Raw genomic sequence first — 16999 nt, 5'->3', positions numbered from 1 at the left:
GACTGACCCACTTGGCTTGCCAACACGAACGGGTCGAAATGATCCCTGCTCGTGTGGTTCCGGCGAGACCACTCGGCACTGTACGCACCCGGAGCCGGTTCCATTGCGCGATTGAAGAGGCCTGCCGGGGCCCCGTCCGCGGTCGTCGACATGTACATGCCGCGATCGCGCTCTTCGTCCTCTGGCGGCCGAGCACGCTTCGAGTCAGAGACCGCCTTCTCTTCCAGCGGTGCCGAGGTGTCCGCGGTGGCGATGGATGCCATCCACCGCTGTGACAAAGTTGCACAAGTGCCAGCGGTTGCAGCATCGATAGTTCGTGACGAATGTCAATCACGACGACCTTTGTGCCGATCAAGTGGCGTCGTCGAGATCGTTGACCTGCGAGCATCGCTCCACGAGTGCGCTCAGTCGTGGGTGGTTTAGCAGAGCGTCTCTCACCTTGGCCTCGGGCACATTCAACTCCTCCAGTGCAACCAGATAGGTCACGAGGTGAACTGACTCGGCGACCGAATGGAGTTGAAAGCTGTCACTGTGCGGCCGCCACGCATGGGTTCCGCCGTGTGCAACGTGGTTACGTGCCCACACGGCCCAGCTTGCCCAATGAGCGACGTCGAGGCCGAGTGTCGCCTGCACCTCGGGGGCGAGCCTGTCGTGCAGTGCCTGGAGTCGGGTGTTCAACGTGACGTTGCTTCGGGCGCCGAGGCACCAGCGGTGGAAGCCCTCGGCTGCGGCCAGCGCCTGGCTCACGTATTCCTCGACGATGCGTGATGAATGTCCGCAGAGGCCCACAACGACGCTCCATGCATAGCTTGACTGGAGACTGTCGGTGAAGCGTTGCCGCGTCTGAAGGTATGCCTCGAGTGTGACATCGGCGAGGGTGAACACGATGGCCGTCGGCTTGTGCGGATCATCGGGGCGAGCGATCCGGCCGGTGTGCATCAGCAGGGAGGTGCTCTCATCGCTGACGGTGTGAAGGGTGATGTTCGAGCTACCGCAGGACTCGAATGTAGCCAGTTGAACGAGGTCGTCGACGGCTGGCTTCCGATCCGCGAAGTCGGCCACCGACCCAGGTGCTTTGTCCGGCAGTTCAATACAGGCGTGGGCGACGACCTGTAGGCGAACCTGTGGGCCGCTGCGGAGGTTGGTCGTCATCATGTCGAGCTTCAGTTCCGGCATGGCCTCTGTCGCTGGACTTATCCATGGTCGCGTTGCGGTGGTTCCGATCGCATACGAAGCGTCTGAGGTGTCAGCTCGCGCGTACTCAGCTCGGTAGCCGCCGACGACTGGGAGAATGTACGGAGTCAACAATGTGCCGTCGGGCTGCTTTTCGCCCGGATGTTCCACGCCTTCGATCGTCGCCCACTGCGGTGCGCAGAACCTGCCGTCGTCGGTGAGGTAGTAAAGCTCGTCGATGGCGATGGTGGCTTTGACGAATGCCGGCTCCTGCGGGCTGATGATGTGCGCACCGACGCACATCCAGGAGGAATGCCAGAACTCTTCACGCACTGCGCCGTCAAAGCCTGCGGTGTGACTGCCCCGCTGAGCGTCCCAGACAGAAATGTGTTTTCCAGCAACTGTTTCACCGTAGACGGTCCCCGGCCGCACGTCGCCCACGAAGTTAGTAGCGACCCGTCCGCCGGTCGGATTCCGGCGGACCTCGGGTCCCGGAGAGAAACCGCCGATCAGCTCCAGGGTTGCACCGTCGTCCGGTTCCCAGGTCAGCACTCCCGGCACACGGTTGCTGGGATCTTCCGGTAGGTAGAACCAACCCGTGATCCGTTGCGGCTCAGACTGTCTCATGACCGGCCTCCGCCTCCTGTCGAATGATCATCGGAATGGGTTCCCCCATTGCTGGTGCAGGTAGGCCGTATCGGTCTGCCCACAGCGACACCGTCGGGTCCAGATGGTCGGGGTAATTCTTGCGGCGCACTCGCGCTCGGGCGGGGTGCGTCGCCTGGGCCTCGTATAGCGCCACCGCGCACTCGGTCATGATTACCGCCGCGGCAAGACTCTCAGCGAGTTGAGTGAGGACGTTCTCTTCGGTGCCAAGATAGGCGGTCATCCATTTGTATCCGTGTACGAAGCTCGAACCGACGGTGTAGAAGCGCTCGGCCCCGATCGACATCCCGTGCGGCAATCCGTCGGCATCAGTGATGTGCGGGGGAGGATTCTGATCGATCCACTCCCCGGCCCAACGGACAAAGAACTCATAGTCTGAGGGCGGCCGCTGTCGGGCTGCCTTCGGTAGCGACGTCAGGAAGTTCAACCGCTCACGAAATTGCTGCTCCGTCTCGGCGAAACTCTGGCGCGCGGCGTCGCGGCGCTCGTCAGTGCGCACCTCGAGAAAGCGCGTCTCGACGGCGATGTACTTCTTCTGGTAGCCGATCTCGCGCTCGGTGTAGCCCAGTGAGCGAGCGCGCCGGACGGCGCGGTTGGGGTCGGCGAGAAGCCAGATAGTCTTGGCGGCGCTCTCGATGGCGCTGCGGCACAGGATCCCGGTCGACAGTGTGCTCGTGCGCTTCTGCTCCAACGATGCCCCGAACGCCTGGGATGCCCCAACAAGACACTCGGCCGCGTTCATCACAGGAAACCGCGCCGTCGAGCTGACGAAGTTCGCGCCAAGCTGGGGTAAGCAGTGTCTGTCATCGAGGTCGAGGCTGCTTCCCCTGTCCGGAACAAAACGGGACGAATCCCGGGGCTTGCTGCTGCCATCGGCACGGACCTGATGCAGCAGCGCCCACTCGCCCATCCGCCACGCCCGAGCCGCTCGGTCGGCGTTACTCCACATCAAGACCGCCATCCGCAGAAGGCGCTCCCTCGGGTCGGTCGTCACAGCCAGCCAGGGTATTCCCCGGCTGTGACACGCCTCGCCCACTGCGGCAAGCGGGTATGCCACGAGGTCGGTTCGGGTAGCGCACATCGCGGACCCGGGCCTCCAGCCCTGCAAGCCGCAGTGGTTGCTGACATGCAATCATTTCGCCCATGACAGCAGGACTCGCCATCCCTTCGGTGCACGCGATACGAGTGGCTTTGGAGGGCGTAGACGGAGCGATTCGCGACAATCCCCTGCCGGAGGATGCGCACGACGGAACCGATCCTGCCGTCGAAATCTGGGTGTCGGAGCCCGACCTCGGTAGAGAGTTCGCTGCCTTGGACAGCCCCGATCCGACGATCGATGATGGCGTCAGCGCATCAGATGGGCCGGTCGTCATTCTCGAAATTCCGCCCGAGGTGACCGACGCCGATATCGAACACATTCTTGGACAAGACACGCTCACCGAGATGAGTCGCCTGCACGAGATCCGGGGCATCGACGCATACGGTTGGTACGTCACCTTCCACCAGCGTACGGCGCAGCATGGCGTTCACATTCCCCTCGAAGGTGCGCTGCTCATGGCCGCCCGGGCATTTCATCATCTGCCCATAGCAGACGAGCGGAAGGTCAATCTCGCCTTCCACGCCATCCTGCGCCACGAACTGTTCCATTTCGCCGCGGACTGCATGTCGGCCAACTGGGAACTCGCGACGGACACGGCGATGTACTGGAAGGCAAAGGAAAAGCACCGCAACGCACAGGGGTACGTCGAGCACGAAGAAGCTATGGCAAACGCCTACATGCTCCGCGGTTTCCAGTACCCACGCCGCTTGCTTGCCAACTCTGGCGGCGCTTCACCTGCGTTGAAGAGCTTCACCATTCAGCAACCCGCGGGATACAAAGAGGCCTACAAGTACGCCGGATCGCGAGCGGCCTACATGAGAGGCTGTCGTGACCTGTCCACACAGGTTCAGCACGCTTCCGGTCTGCCTCCGGTGCCAGCGGCGATGGATACGCTTCTGCTCTTCGCAGATCCGTTCCGCATTGACTGGACTCGATGCCCGATCATGATCAGCGATCGGTTTGATCTTCGGCGCTTGCTCGGGATCAACATCGATTTCTTTACCTGTATCCCAGCGATCACCGAAACGCCGAAGTTCGAGAAATCCCTCAACAAGCTCGGCCCAACGGTGCAGGAGAAGTGGCTGGAGCAGAAAAGCAAACTGGCACAGAGCACGTCCCTAAACAGCCTGGGTTTCCAGAAATGGACGAAAGGTGGGGCTGACTGTTACTCGGTCAACGTGGGAAGTCACCGAGCGCACCTGCGCCTCGATCGCGGTCAATCGACATGGTCGGCCCTCGATATCGGTACCCACCTCGCCATGGGCCATGGCAGCTAGGTCCGTAATGAAAAGTGTTGCAGCGGTGTTGGTCCCGAAAGGTCTTTGGACGCGCGGGGGCGTCCAGACGTGGGCGCCACCAGGGAGCGGCGAGGCGGGAGGTCCGGATGGTCCTCCCCTTCATCGGCGCTGTGTGCGGTCGTCAAGGTCTCCTCGCGATGAGGTAGCGCCCAAGTGCGCAGCCGTTGGCACGGCCAGATACTTTTGGCGCCGCACCACTCAGCGCGCAATCGCGCCCTCCGGCGAGCAAGACGCATGGCCGACCCGGCGTCGGTGGCGGGCCGTACGCTCGGCGTCAGCCACGCCCCGTGTCGGGGACGCGCAGTAACTCTGGGGGAAGCAGCCAAATGACAATCCGCAAGGACTCGGAGGGGTCCCTCAAGCAGCGGAAGAACATACTCGATGACGAGATCCGCAGTTGTTCGCGCTGCGCGGGTATGAACAAGGAAGGCGTGACCCAAGCTGCGCCTGGCTGGGGCAACCTGTATTCCCCGGTCGTGATAGTGGGTCAAAGCCTCTGCGAGCAGTGCATGAAGCCGCAGGAGCCCTTCTTCGAGGGAAGTGGAAGCTTGCTGAACGAAAGTCTGAGGCGTGCCGGCCGCGCCAAGGGCGAGACATTCATCAGCAACGTCGTGCATTGTCACCCGCCCAAGAACCGTGGGTCCCATGAGCACGAGATAGTGAACTGCTCGTCATATCTGCATCGCGAGCTCGAGCTGGTGCGTCCGCGATTGGTCATCGCGCTCGGTGTCGACGCCAAACGTGTTCTGTCATTCTTCTACCCCTCGGCGCGGGTCTCTCCGTGGCCATTCCGTGCGCCGCGGGGTCGGCAGTCCGCGCTCGCCTTACTCGCTCTTCGCCAAGCATCCCGCCTGGATCAAGCGCCAGCACGACAGCGCACTCGCACAGGAGTACGTCCACAGTTTGGCGGACGCGATCCGGTGGGCATTTCACGTTGCTGCCCCAGGTCTTGGGCCCACGTGCGCTGGAATGGCCGACGTCAACGCAACGGACTGACCAACGGTCGTGACACCATCTTCGCGTCACTCAACACAATTAGCTAAGTGCCGCTTCGATGGTCGCTATATGGATCGCGGACGTCGTGCCCGACTCGGTCTTGGTCCACGTTCCAGCAGGAATCCTCGGGCCCATCGAATAATTCGGCTATGTCGGGCCATGTCCGCCACTCGCGTGATGCCGGAGGCGTTTCGGACGCCATCGTCCCCACCTCCTTCTGACTTAGCCCGTGACTGCCTCACCGATACCCAGGGTACCGGCGGCGGTCGCGCGAGGCGGTCGTTGCCATGTGCTACCGCCCTCAGGTACCGCGCGGGGATCGACCATCGCGACAGGCCAAGCGGAGTATCCCGCTGTGAGAGTGGGAGATACGAGTCGGATACTCAGACCGTGCCGTGAGCACAGATCGCGAACAGCAGGGGCTGCGGCCGCTGCCTTTCACGTGTCACCCCTGCGGGTGAGACTGACGCATGTGAGTGACACCGAACCGCAATGGCGGCACATCTGCGAAGTATGCGGGGTCGAGGAAATCCTGACCCCGGGCGATGCATTCAACCTCGGATGGGACTATCCACCGCGGATGGGCCAGTTCGGCGTCGTCGGCCCCCGCTGTTGCCCGAATTGCCCCAACGTCGGAACGGTCTGGTGGGCTCTCGCGGTCGACGGTTATACCGAGGACATGCTGACCGAAGCGCAGCGGGTGACGGTCAGGAGGATCACCGGTGAGCCGCAATCCATTGCGGTGCCTGGTGATTAACTCGGAATGAGTCCTTGACGAGTTGTCGGCTCCGGTAAAATTCTGAGCAGCCTGCTTCGGAATTACCTGCTCACTTTTCGGCCGGAGCTGACACGAGTGCCGTCGGGCAATGGAACTCGTTCGCCGGTGGTACCGTCGGCGCTCCCTACTGACTCGCAAAGGTGTTGTGTGGCACAACGAAAACCGAAGAAGATTGTCGTGTCGGACGAGGCCCTTCGGAACGCTGGCCGCCGAGCCACGAAAGCCTCGGCCAAGCTGGCAGGCAGGGTAGTTCCGGCTGACCATCGTCGTAGTGCAGCAGTCAAGGCATATCTCGCAAGGCAGCAACCGCGCCAAAGCTGAGCTCGGAGGTCTGTCGGTCCTGGCCGGTACGGTGCCCGATGCGGTCACTGGGGAAAGGGGGCGCCGATGCGGGATGACTGGAGCGCCGCACGACGATTGGTGTCGGCTTTTCATTGCAGTGCTGTGGACAACTTCGTCGTCGTCGACGACGAGATAGACACTGCTGGACGGTGGAAAGCGGTGGCGCTGGCATTAGTGGGCGAGGTGGCTGCGATCGCCAACCATGTACGCGGATCAGCAGCCCAAGATTTCCTGGACCAGCGATTGGCAGCTGTGCTCGATCGGGATCGGCAGACAGGGGAACCCTGAAGTGAATCCCCGGTGCTATCGGATCGAGTGGTTCGGCGTTGCCTGTGGCCGTTGATCTTCGTGAACTGACGCTGTTCGTCCGCGACGTCGATGCGGCCGCACGCTTCTACGAAGCGATCGGATTGGCGTTGTACTGCATCGAGGAGCCGGAACATCCACGCCATTACGACGGCGAACTGGGACTGCAGCTGTGGCCGGCGACTGCGCGGCGCCCGGTGAGCCAGTTGCAATTAGGCTTCGTGGTCGAGGATATTTCGGCCACCGTTACGCGGCTGGACGCCGTCGGAGCGCCGTGGACCTGCGACCTGCCGGACTTCGTGCGCACCTCGGACCCCGAGGGCAACAAGATCACCTTGACGCAGCGCCGATGAGGAAAAGACCCGTCAGTGTCGGCCCGCCGTGGTTACCTACCACCGGAGCGTTGTCTGTGGGGAGAACCAGAATGGCAGAGTTCGAATACACGCAGTGGCGTCATCGGTGGCCCGAAGTTGTGGTGCAGCGCTGTACCGACGAGGCCGTCGAACTTTTAACGCGTTACTACGCCGTCACCGCTGCCGGACGACCGGCCTATTCAGGGTCGCAGTTCGAGGCAATGGCCGCGCTGAACAGCGATCCCAATTCGATTGGACCCGCGGACTTCACCGCCGCCTCGATGCTCAGCGTGAACATCCCTGCCCAAGCGGCGATCCGCCTCCTGAGCCGCGACGCCAACGAGATCACCGCTCTGCTGCACCAAATCCCGGTGGACGTCGACATCATCACCATCGACCCCAACGACCTTGTGCCCGGTGGGCCTGCCAGCCTGCTGTGGCAATTGCTCCGCCGAGGCAACGACGGAATGGGCAGAACCCGGACCAGCAAGCTCATCGCAGCCAAACGTCCACGGCTTATACCCATCTGGGACAGCTTCGTCGAGCAGGCCACCGGACTGGACACCTCTGACTACTGGCGACAGTTCCAAGCGGTCCTCGCCGCCGACGATCGCGCGATATGGACCTGGTTGACTCAGATCCGCAGCGCTGTCCCGAATGTGCCTGCTGCGGTGTCGAATCTGCGGATCCTTGACGTGCTGCTGTGGATGACGGTCGATCAGCAGCGTTGATGATTGTGCGACGCTAACGGGGACTGAGGGGCTACGCGTCTAGGCCAGGGCGGTTATCCGCGGAAAACCGTTGGCACGCGACCCTACTGGCCACAGTGTGATGTACAACACATTATGTCGGCGGTGCTCGGATTTGATATCTCCGGGTCCCGCTTCTGCTGCGGCGGGCAGTGTTGCATTTCGTAACCGGCATCTTTCGACTCCGCTGCACGTCAGCCTGCTGCCGACATTACCTTTGGTGGAAACCTTTCCTGCAGAGGGAAATTGGCGGGTGCCGCTTTGAGTTCAGGATGCGCCGGATGCCCAGACACGCGCAGATGCTGGCTACCGCGATTATCGCAAGTACCGGTTTAGCTTCAGGCCGTGCCGGTGCTCTACCGGCAATCGAGCGGAGGCGGGCAATGGACAGACCACCCACCAGGGTGCGGGAGCGGGTCCGGGTCGAGTTGCGGCTGCCACCCCATGTGGCCCAGATGATCTACGACCGTGCGCAGCACTGGGATGTCTCACTGTCCGAGGCCGGGTCACGTCTTATCCAGATCGGCCACGACGGCTGCGACAAGGACGCTATAGACCTGTGCCACTAGATCGCGCCGCCGCCCGCGGTGCGCCCAGGATCCATCCAGAAGTCTCGAAGTGAGGAGGAGAAGCTTCCAGAAACTGTTGACGTAAGGCACTTTTCGTCGGAAACCCGTAAGAAACGGGAAAAGCCGGGCGGCAACCCGGCTCTCCGTCCGCCGCAAATTCGCGGCGATCTCGTTCCCTTGGAACCTTCACCAGATCCACTCAGGAGGAACTTTGTTCATTTCATCGTGTTCGCATGCGCATGTCAACGGCTTCGCCGGTGTGTCGCGGAGCGTGTGCTGATGGGCCGTCACGGCGCCATGGCGTCGGCCGCCGACGACCCGGAGCCGGAGAAGCCGGTATCCAAGGCCAAACACGACCAAGCCGACAGCCAACGCCACGTACTCGCGCCGTTTCACCACGACATCGACGAGCAGCGCTATCGAGCGCTGGCGGGCCTCACCATCAGAGGCGTCGATCCGCGCTACCTCGCGCCCGCGCTGGAATCAGCCAAACGCCTGTGGTGCCGTCTGGGCGACTTCGCGCCGTCGACCGACCGAATTTCGGCCGCGCATCTCGCCCGCTATCTGGCGTTCGAGGCCGAACTTGTCGGAACCTTCGACTACCGAACAGCGTTGCGCCGAGCCAACGTCGACCGACATCTCATGTACATCGCCACCCGGAAAACCAACCGGTCCATGCGCACCATCAGGTGGATCCTGTATGACGCCGGCCGATTGGTGCACCCCCGGGAATATCCCGAAGCGCGCACCCTGCCTGCGCCACGCGCCAAGAGAATCGACGCGGCCTCGCCGCAAGACATTCGTGACTGGTACACCCTGGCACCGACCCTGCCGCAGTGGCTCCGACGACGCCTCACGCTCCTACTGGACCTCTGCTACGGCGCCGGCGCGCGGCCGCCCGACTTCAAGGCCTTGCGCGGCACCTCCATCACAAGCGAGACCATCGACGGCCGACACATCGCCATCGTGCGCTTGCAGAACACAACTGGCGGGACACGACTCGTTCCGGTAACCGATCCCGACATCTCCCGCCGTCTGTTATCCCTTGCGCAGAGCAAGGGATCGGACTACCTGCTACCGGCCGCGAAGGGAGAAGTGGAGCGCAACGCAACCAACCGCATCGGCGAGCAACTCCGTGCCCGCGGTCACGGGAACATCAACGCCGCCGCGCTGCGCAATCGCTGGATCCTCGACTTCGCCGTCCGCGTCCCAGCAGCACTTCTGCTGCAACTCGCCGACGTGGTCGACGTTCAAGTCCTCGCCGACCAACGCACCCAACTCCCCACCTACGGCATTCAGCGCGCGATCGCCCTCATGACGGAAGGCTGAACCATGATCACCGACTTCGAAAAGTCATACCGCCTGTCAGACAGCCTCTTCCGTGAGGCCAAGGTCATCATCGAACGATCACAAGCGGCGGAGATGATCAACGATTTCCATGACCAGCACCGCGGCGCCGGTGGACAGGACTGCGCCGGAATCGCCTACACCATCTCCGCCGTCCTCGTCGCCGCGCTGGGACTGTTGATGCTGGGGCGAACCCCGACCTACAAGGCCATCCAGCAGTCCATCGGCGACCTCACCCCGCGACAACTCGCCGAAGTCGGTATGGCAGGACAAGACACCTCCCGTATCTTCGCCGACCGCGCCGAGCAACGCCGCGAACGGGCTCGCTTCGTCGCCTGGCTCAACCGCCGCCTCGCACCACTGGATCCCAGCCCCGACCAACCTGCACGACGAATCACCAACGCCGAACACCGCCGCATCATCGCCCACCGCAGCACCGAACAACGCGCAGCGAGCGTAGAAGCCACCGAACGCGTGCGAACGGTCATGAATCGCATCGTCTTCGGGTCCATCGTCGATCCGCGGCCACCCGAGGCCGTCGGCGACATCGTGGCAGACGAGACGATCTTCGACCTCGCCGGCCCCTCAGCTGGACTGGGGATAAAACCCGATAAACAGCGCGGAGCCGCATACTTCGGCAGCTACTACTCCCGAGACAAGCACTCCACCACCGTGTATCAAGATGCCAGCGGCGGCGGAAAACGGGGCTTCGGTGTCGGGCTGACCGCCGTGATACGCGTTGGACCACCGGACCAGCTGAACGCAGTCGCGCCCGTCATCATCGGGATGGACGTCCATCCACCCACCTCCGGCAGCGTCGATGGACTCGACGTCGCTATCACTCACGCCAAACGCAATGGTCTCGACACGCGGCGTGCGGGACGGGCACGCCTACCCCGCCTCACCGTCGACATGGGCTACAACCCCAAAGAGGGCTTCGCACGCCTCATGCTCGACCACCAGTACGCCGCCGTGGTGCGGTACCCACAACACTGGACACTCACCGATACCGCGGCCAATCCACCCGGCGCCACCACAGATGTCCCGCCCGGACCCATCCAGTTCGCCGGCTCGTTCTACTGTCCGGCCGCGGCCGACCTACTTGCCCAACACCACATGCCCAAAACCCGCGACCTGCTGGCCAACAACGGGTGGGAGGCGCACGACCGCCGCCTGGCAAGTGTCCTGCCCTTCCTGATGGGCCTGAACTGCCGGCCGCGACTGAGCCGACCACGTGGACGCCCACCCCTGGGAGTCGAACCACGACTCGACGTGAAGGCGGAGCTGGTCTGCCCTGCCGTGCAGCTGCGCGTCCAATGCCCACTCAAACCGGCCTCGATGACACGCGCCGCCTTCGGCGCCCCGACAGCAGCGCCGACCTGGCAAGCAAGCGATCGCCAATGCTGCGCCCAATCGATCGTCACCGTCACCTTGACACCCCGTCAGCTCAAGAAGGCCCAATGGGGACCCGTCGGCGCCAGTTGGGAACACACCCTGTACTTCGAGGCAGCGCGTGCTCGAACCGAGCAGACATTCAGCATCCTCAAGTCGGCCCACGTCACCAAGCTCGTCGACCTCAAGTGGGGTCCCCGACGCGAACCCATGGTCAAGCTCCTCATGGCGCTCGCCGTAGCCAGCACTAACCACCGCATCCAAAAGACCTACAGGTCACGCCAGGCTCGCGAAGAATCCATCGACATCCGCCGACGCCAACTCCGCGACCACCTCGGACACGAACCCGCCAAGACACCGCCCCTGACCTGACGAGACCCAACCGCAGCGGGCCGCGCGAACACCACGTCGGCCCGCTGCGGCATGTCCGATGCGCCAGATAAATCCCGGTCAAAAATTACCTGTCAGGGGAAGAACGCCGACAGCCCCGTCTCCCGCGGCAGATCCGCCACCCTGCATCGGCGCGGAACTCGCACAAGGAGCCGGTGGCTGGCCTCATCAGCCCGCACCGCAGGGCCATCCAGTTTGCGCTGCGTGCGCCGGATAAATCGCTGGAGATTCCGCAGAAAACCGCTGGAACCGATTTCGCAAAGGGCGCTCTGAACAGCTGAAACGTACCGCACACAACTGAGCGGTTCTACGGACTGCGACGACAAAGGTCACGATCCAGATATGGGTCGTGGCCTTTTCGGTCTGCGCGGGGCGTGATCGTGGGGCGTCGAGGCACCAGGGTGGCGCTTTGTCCGCCTGTATCTACAGGTGTCGCGGGCCGTTGAACGACGGGCCCGCGGCGTTTTTCTGGGTGGCTAGTCTTCTGCCATCTACTCGCTGCTTCATCGTGGAGCGTGCCTGCGTTGGAGTTGTCTGGAAGAGCTCTGCAACCTGGCTGCACTTGGCCGTAGCCGGAGTCAGGTGGAAGGATTCGGCGACTCAACGAAATCGGACACCGGCTGGCGGCGGTGATGAAGGTGACGTATCTGCCGCGCCCCCAGCGCTTAGCCTGTCGATGATGCTCACCGAACTCGTGGACCTGCCCGGCGGATCGTTCCGCATGGGATCGACCGCGTTTTACCCGGAGGAAGCCCCGGTCCACACCGTGACAGTGCAACCGTTCGCCATCGAGCGGCACCCGGTGACCAACGCGCAGTTCGCCGAATTCGTCGCCGCCACAGGCTATGTCACGGTCGCCGAACGCCCGCTCGATCCCGCCGACTTCCCCAACGTCCCTCCGGCGGACCTCGCACCGGGTGCGCTGGTGTTCCGGGCGACAGACGGACCGGTGAACCTGCGCGACTGGCGGCAGTGGTGGACCTGGATCCCCGGGGCCTGCTGGCGGCACCCGTTCGGCCCGGACTCCTCGATCGACGACCGCCTCGACCACCCCGTCGTGCAGGTCGCCTACCCCGACGCCGCGGCCTACGCCGCTTGGGCCGGCCGCCGCCTGCCCACCGAGGCGCAGTGGGAGTACGCCGCGCGGGCCGGCTCCACCGCCGCCTACGCCTGGGGTGAGGAGGCGCAGCCCGACGGCCGGCTGATGGCCAACACCTGGCAGGGCCGCTTCCCCTACCGCAACGACGGCGCCCTCGGCTGGGCCGGCACCTCACCGGTCGGCGCGTTCCCGCCCAACGGCTTTGGCCTCGTCGACATGATTGGCAACGTCTGGGAGTGGACCACCACGCCCTACAGCCGCCACCACCAACTCGATCAGCCCGCCGAGGGCGGCTGCTGTCCGCCGGCACCGGCCGGCGACCCGACGGTCAACCAGACCCTCAAGGGCGGGTCGCACCTGTGCGCACCGGAGTACTGCCACCGCTACCGCCCGGCCGCCCGCTCGCCGCAGTCCCAGGACAGCGCCACCACACACATCGGCTTCCGCTGCATCGCCTGACCCCAATCGGGAGCGCGAATCCGCTGGGCTGCAGTAACTTCCAGCGCTCCTCGGACCTGTCGGCGAGCAGGCGCCACACTGGGGTGATGCGCGCACCCGTGATCGAAAGCCGACGTGGGCTCATCGTCGACCGCGTGGTCACCGGCGTGCTGTGTCTGGGCCAGGTCGGGCTGTTCTTCGTCGCGTTCCTGAGCTTCATCGCGTTGCCGATGAGCACCGACAACTGCGCCTACGTGGACTGCGGCGACGAGGACTGGATCCGCTACGCCATGGCGACCGTGGCGCTCACCGGGCCGCTCGGCCTGGTGTTCCTCGGCGTCGCGGCTTACCTGCTGTCCACCCGCAAGGTCGCCTTCTGGGCGCCCCTGACGGGGGGCATCGCCCAGGTCGTCGCGATCGCGATCGCGTGGATCATGGCCGGCTGGGCCGGCCCGATCTGAGCGTCGGCACGCCTCGCGGCCGCGGCAGGGGCGCCCGGGTAGCTTCTGGGGTATGCGGCACGGACTCCTTGCGCTCTTGTCTGCGGTCGCGCTGCTGACGGCGGCGTGCAGTTCCACCGTCGAGGGCTCGGCGATCAAGGGCACCGGCGGGCCGGCGGCCCCCGCGCTGAACTTCGACCAGCTCGACCCCGGCCGGTTCCCGACCGATCCCCGTGAGCCGCTCGGCGTCGCGGGCGACCCGCGCCGCGGCGTCATCCTCGAGGCCCAGCGGATGGCCGACCACGTCATCGGCCCCTGGGAGGTCGACCCGGCGCTCAAGGGCTGGTTCGGTTTCGGCGCGATGGTCCTGCCGCACGCCGACATGCTCGCGCTGATCGGGCCGGCCAACTTCGCCGCCTCGGCCGGGCGGCACAACTTCGTCAACGGCTTCGCGTCGGCCCGGATCGAGAAGGGCAACAGGATGTTGCTCAACGCGGTGCTGCGCTTCGCCGACGACGCGGCAGCCACCGCGGCGGCCAACGACCTCGGCGAGACCGCGCTGCAGCAGAAGGGCAGCGACGGGCCCGCGCAGAAGCTCGACGTGCCCAACCACCCCGACACCCGCGCGTCCAGCTACACCGGCGTCGACCGCGCCAGCGGCCCGTTCGGAGCGGTGCGCTCGTTCACCGCCCACGGGCCCTACGTGTTCATGCAGCTGGCCCAGGCCACCGCGGGCGTCGAGGCCGCGACCGAACTGGTGGTCAAAAGCATCGACCTGCAGACCCCCGAGATCGACAGCTTCCGGGCCACCGATCCAAGCGAGTTCACCGACATCTCGATCGACCCGACCGGGCTGCTGGCCCGGACGTTGCCGCTGGACGGACCGGACGCGTCGTTCACCAAGAACGCCACCTACGGACCGCGCGGCGCGCTGCACTTCCAGTCGGACCCGTCGCGCACGTCGACGCTGTTCACCGACATCGGCATGGAGACGGTCTCGATGGCCGGCACCAACATCTACGACACCCGCGACGCCGACGGTGCGAAGCGGATCGTCGACGACTTCTTCGCCGAGGTGTCCCCGACCGCCAAACCGGCGAACCCGGTGGCGAACATGCCCGACAGCCGCTGCCTGGGCATGACCGACGGCAGCTTCTACTGCCTGGCCACCGCCGACAACTACGCGCTCGAGGTCAGCGGGCCGAATCTGCTTGTCACACAACAGATGACCGCCGCGCAGTACATCATGCTGATGAGCTGACCGGCCGCTTCAATCCGCATACGCCGAAAGTGGATTACCCGCACGCAAAACTCGCGAAGTGCGTGCGGGTAATCCACGTTCGCCGACGAATCGCGATGCCCTGTCGGGCGGCGGCGTGCTGAACGGCATCCCGGTGACGGTGGCACCGGCAGCGACCTGACAGTATTTCGACCGTGGGCAAGAACGAACGCGCGAAGATCGTCATGTCCGACGACGAGATCGCCGACTTCATCGAACGCAGTCGGACCGCGACCCTGGCGACCCTGCTCCCCGACGGCAGGCCGCACCTGGTGGCGATGTGGTACGCCGTGATCGACGGCGAGATCTGGTTCGAGACCAAGGCCAAATCGCAGAAGGCGGTCAACCTGCGGCGCGACCCGCGGGTCACCGTGATGATCGAGGACGGGCTGACCTACAACACGCTGCGCGGGGTGTCGATCGACGGCAACGCCGAAATCGTCGACGACCCCGAAACCGCTCTGCGCGTGGGCATCAGCGTGTGGGAGCGCTACACCGGCCCCTACACCGACGAGATGCGCCCGTTCGTCGACCAGATGATGAACAACCGCATCAGCATCCGCGTGGTGCCCACCCGCACCCGCAGCTGGGATCACCGCAAACTCGGGATGCCCGAGATGCCTGTCGGCGGCAGCACCGCCCAGTACCTAGGTTGATCGCATGGACCCCAACGCCAAACCCAAGCAGCTGAACGCGCCGTTCGTCGCGACGATGATGAAGTACGCCGGCAGGGCGCACGTATGGGTGTATCGCCGCACCGGCGGCCGGATCGGCTCGTCGTGGCGGGTGGGCGCCGGGTTCAAAAAGCCCGTGCCGACGCTGCTGCTCGAGCACACCGGGCGCAAATCGGGTCGACGGCTGGTCTCGCCGCTGGTCTACATCCACGACGGCGACGACATCATCGTCGTCGCGTCACAGGGCGGCCGCGACACCGATCCGCAGTGGTACCGCAACCTGGTGGCCAATCCGGAGGCGTTCGTCGAGATCGGCTCGAAGCGGCGCCCGGTGCGCGCGGTGACCGCAACAGCCGAGCAGAAGGCGCGGTTGTGGCCCAAGCTGGTCGAGGCGTACGCCGACTTCGACACCTATCAGGCGTGGGCTGACCGGGAGATTCCGGTCGTCATACTGCAGCGGCGCTGATCGCGGGTCGCGACACGCCGCGACTGCGACTCATCTCACACCCCCAAACGCGTTCGACTCCCCCCGGCACTCGGGTAGCCAACGGGACAGGTGCACCCCAGCGCCGACCGAATCCGTCAACGCTTAAGGGGCGATTTCCACATGACTACCGAAAACACGCTGCTCGCGCAGTTGCGAACGATGCTTGACCTCACGCATACCGAGATCCAGGTCGCCGAGACCCGGATTGCGCAGGCCCGGACCGAGGCCGTGCGTCGTGAGCTGACCGAGAACGCCGAGAACGGCCGTATCCGCGCCGAGGCGATCGAGAAGGCGATCCGCGACCTGGGCGGTTTCCCGGACACCATCGGCCCGTTCCTGGGCCGTGCGGCCGCCGCGGTCAAGGCGCTGACCGAGCAGGCACAGCCGTTCGATGAGGCCCTGCTGGGCGACCTGGCGCTCGAGGACCAGCTGCTCGACCGCGCCCGCTACATCAAGGCGCTGGCCGTGGCCGCCAAGAAGCCGGACATCCAGGAGCTCGCCGACCGCCTGATCACGGCGCACTCGGCTACCGTCAACTGGCTGACCACCGTGCTGGCCGAGGACGCGCTCGGCGGGCCGGCCGCGCTGCAGCGCACCCCGCTGCAGGCCGCCGCGGGCACCGCGGTCAAGCTGTTCAACATGCCCGGCCAGTGGTCGGCGCAGTCGGTGGAGCGCATCGCCGAGCTGCTGCGCTCGACCGGCCCGGCCGTCGAGGACCTGCGTGAGCGGGCCCAGCGGGCCAGCGAGATCACGCTCAAGGCGCTCGCCGCCTCGCGTGACGGTGCGCTGCGCAGCGCCGAGAAGGTCGTCCGCCGTGAGGGCGCCGGCGACGCGGCCGACGCGCTGCACAAGGTGCGCGCCGAGGGCGGTGTCGTCGACGCCGACGAGCTGCCGATCGACGGCTACGACGAGCTCAACCAGACCGACGCCGTCGCGGCGGTCAAGGAGCTCGACGATCCGTCCGACATCCGCACGATCATCGCCTACGAGGAGATGCACAAGAACCGCCAGCGGTTGATCTCGGCGGCGCAGACGCGCCTGGCCGACATCGCGCAGGAGGTCGTCGGCATCAGCTGACTTTCCGGATGGCACAGGGAACACCCCGCGGGAGACCGCGGGGTGTT

At 64.9% G+C, this 16999-nt stretch carries 18 protein-coding genes; 16 read left to right on the top strand and 2 right to left on the bottom strand.

What is annotated here, in order from left to right:
* Nucleotides 1-351: 351 nt before the first annotated feature.
* Together BHQ18_RS19110 and BHQ18_RS19105 are read right to left on the bottom strand one after the other, a co-directional pair.
* On the bottom strand, nt 352-1800 hold the full coding sequence (locus BHQ18_RS19110) for an ApeA N-terminal domain 1-containing protein (RefSeq protein WP_131815711.1): 1449 nt from the start codon (nt 1798-1800) through the stop codon (nt 352-354).
* Entirely contained in the window at nt 1787-2833 is a 1047-nt protein-coding gene (locus tag BHQ18_RS19105) for a hypothetical protein (RefSeq protein WP_131815710.1), read from the bottom strand. Before BHQ18_RS19105 ends, BHQ18_RS19110 begins: the two co-directional genes overlap by 14 nt.
* A 149-nt stretch (nt 2834-2982) precedes the next feature.
* Between BHQ18_RS19105 and BHQ18_RS19100 the strand changes: the two genes are divergently transcribed.
* From BHQ18_RS19100 to BHQ18_RS19045, 16 genes are all read left to right on the top strand, one after another.
* Entirely contained in the window at nt 2983-4215 is a 1233-nt protein-coding gene (locus tag BHQ18_RS19100; protein ID WP_234794236.1) for a hypothetical protein, read from the top strand.
* A 347-nt stretch (nt 4216-4562) separates the two neighbouring features.
* Nucleotides 4563-5279 carry a uracil-DNA glycosylase family protein gene (locus tag BHQ18_RS29195; RefSeq protein WP_308204629.1) on the top strand — a complete coding sequence of 239 codons (717 nt, stop codon included), beginning with the start codon at nt 4563-4565 and terminating at the stop codon, nt 5277-5279.
* Nucleotides 5280-5704: 425 nt separating this feature from the next.
* The gene (locus tag BHQ18_RS19095) at nt 5705-5989 is read left to right on the top strand and encodes a hypothetical protein (RefSeq protein ID WP_069415218.1); all 285 of its coding nucleotides are present in this window, start codon (nt 5705-5707) and stop codon (nt 5987-5989) included.
* A 408-nt stretch (nt 5990-6397) separates the two neighbouring features.
* Entirely contained in the window at nt 6398-6640 is a 243-nt protein-coding gene (locus BHQ18_RS29190; protein WP_084294143.1) for a hypothetical protein, read from the top strand.
* 44 nt (nt 6641-6684) lie between these two features.
* Nucleotides 6685-7011, top strand: a complete 327-nt coding sequence (locus BHQ18_RS19090) for a VOC family protein (protein WP_069415217.1) — start codon at nt 6685-6687, stop codon at nt 7009-7011.
* A gap of 71 nt (nt 7012-7082) precedes the next feature.
* Nucleotides 7083-7742 carry a DUF6308 family protein gene (locus tag BHQ18_RS19085; RefSeq protein WP_069415216.1) on the top strand — a complete coding sequence of 220 codons (660 nt, stop codon included), beginning with the start codon at nt 7083-7085 and terminating at the stop codon, nt 7740-7742.
* Between the two features lie 401 nt (nt 7743-8143).
* Nucleotides 8144-8329, top strand: coding sequence for a hypothetical protein (locus BHQ18_RS29890; RefSeq protein ID WP_131815709.1), 186 nt, complete (start codon nt 8144-8146; stop codon nt 8327-8329).
* Between the two features lie 279 nt (nt 8330-8608).
* Complete coding sequence (locus BHQ18_RS19080; protein WP_069415252.1) at nt 8609-9658, top strand: hypothetical protein; 1050 nt, start codon at nt 8609-8611, stop codon at nt 9656-9658.
* A gap of 3 nt (nt 9659-9661) precedes the next feature.
* On the top strand, nt 9662-11440 hold the full coding sequence (locus BHQ18_RS19075; RefSeq protein WP_069415215.1) for a hypothetical protein: 1779 nt from the start codon (nt 9662-9664) through the stop codon (nt 11438-11440).
* 173 nt (nt 11441-11613) lie between these two features.
* Complete coding sequence (locus tag BHQ18_RS30795; RefSeq protein ID WP_264010133.1) at nt 11614-11739, top strand: hypothetical protein; 126 nt, start codon at nt 11614-11616, stop codon at nt 11737-11739.
* A gap of 398 nt (nt 11740-12137) precedes the next feature.
* Nucleotides 12138-13016 (top strand): formylglycine-generating enzyme family protein, encoded by an 879-nt coding sequence (locus BHQ18_RS19070; protein ID WP_069415214.1) that lies wholly within the window; start codon nt 12138-12140, stop codon nt 13014-13016.
* An 86-nt stretch (nt 13017-13102) separates the two neighbouring features.
* Nucleotides 13103-13456, top strand: a complete 354-nt coding sequence (locus BHQ18_RS19065) for a hypothetical protein (RefSeq protein WP_069415213.1) — start codon at nt 13103-13105, stop codon at nt 13454-13456.
* Nucleotides 13457-13508: 52 nt separating this feature from the next.
* Complete coding sequence (locus BHQ18_RS19060; RefSeq protein WP_069415212.1) at nt 13509-14696, top strand: DUF7373 family lipoprotein; 1188 nt, start codon at nt 13509-13511, stop codon at nt 14694-14696.
* Between the two features lie 173 nt (nt 14697-14869).
* Nucleotides 14870-15370 carry a pyridoxamine 5'-phosphate oxidase family protein gene (locus BHQ18_RS19055; RefSeq protein WP_069415211.1) on the top strand — a complete coding sequence of 167 codons (501 nt, stop codon included), beginning with the start codon at nt 14870-14872 and terminating at the stop codon, nt 15368-15370.
* 4 nt (nt 15371-15374) lie between these two features.
* Nucleotides 15375-15854, top strand: a complete 480-nt coding sequence (locus BHQ18_RS19050) for a nitroreductase family deazaflavin-dependent oxidoreductase (protein ID WP_069415210.1) — start codon at nt 15375-15377, stop codon at nt 15852-15854.
* 141 nt (nt 15855-15995) lie between these two features.
* Nucleotides 15996-16952 (top strand): hypothetical protein, encoded by a 957-nt coding sequence (locus BHQ18_RS19045; RefSeq protein WP_069415209.1) that lies wholly within the window; start codon nt 15996-15998, stop codon nt 16950-16952.
* Nucleotides 16953-16999: the final 47 nt, after the last annotated feature.

The sequence above is a fragment of the Mycolicibacterium flavescens genome (genome assembly GCF_001722335.1).
Taxonomy (GTDB): Bacteria; Actinomycetota; Actinomycetes; order Mycobacteriales; family Mycobacteriaceae; genus Mycobacterium; species Mycobacterium flavescens.
This window is presented reverse-complemented; position numbering and strand designations above follow the sequence as displayed.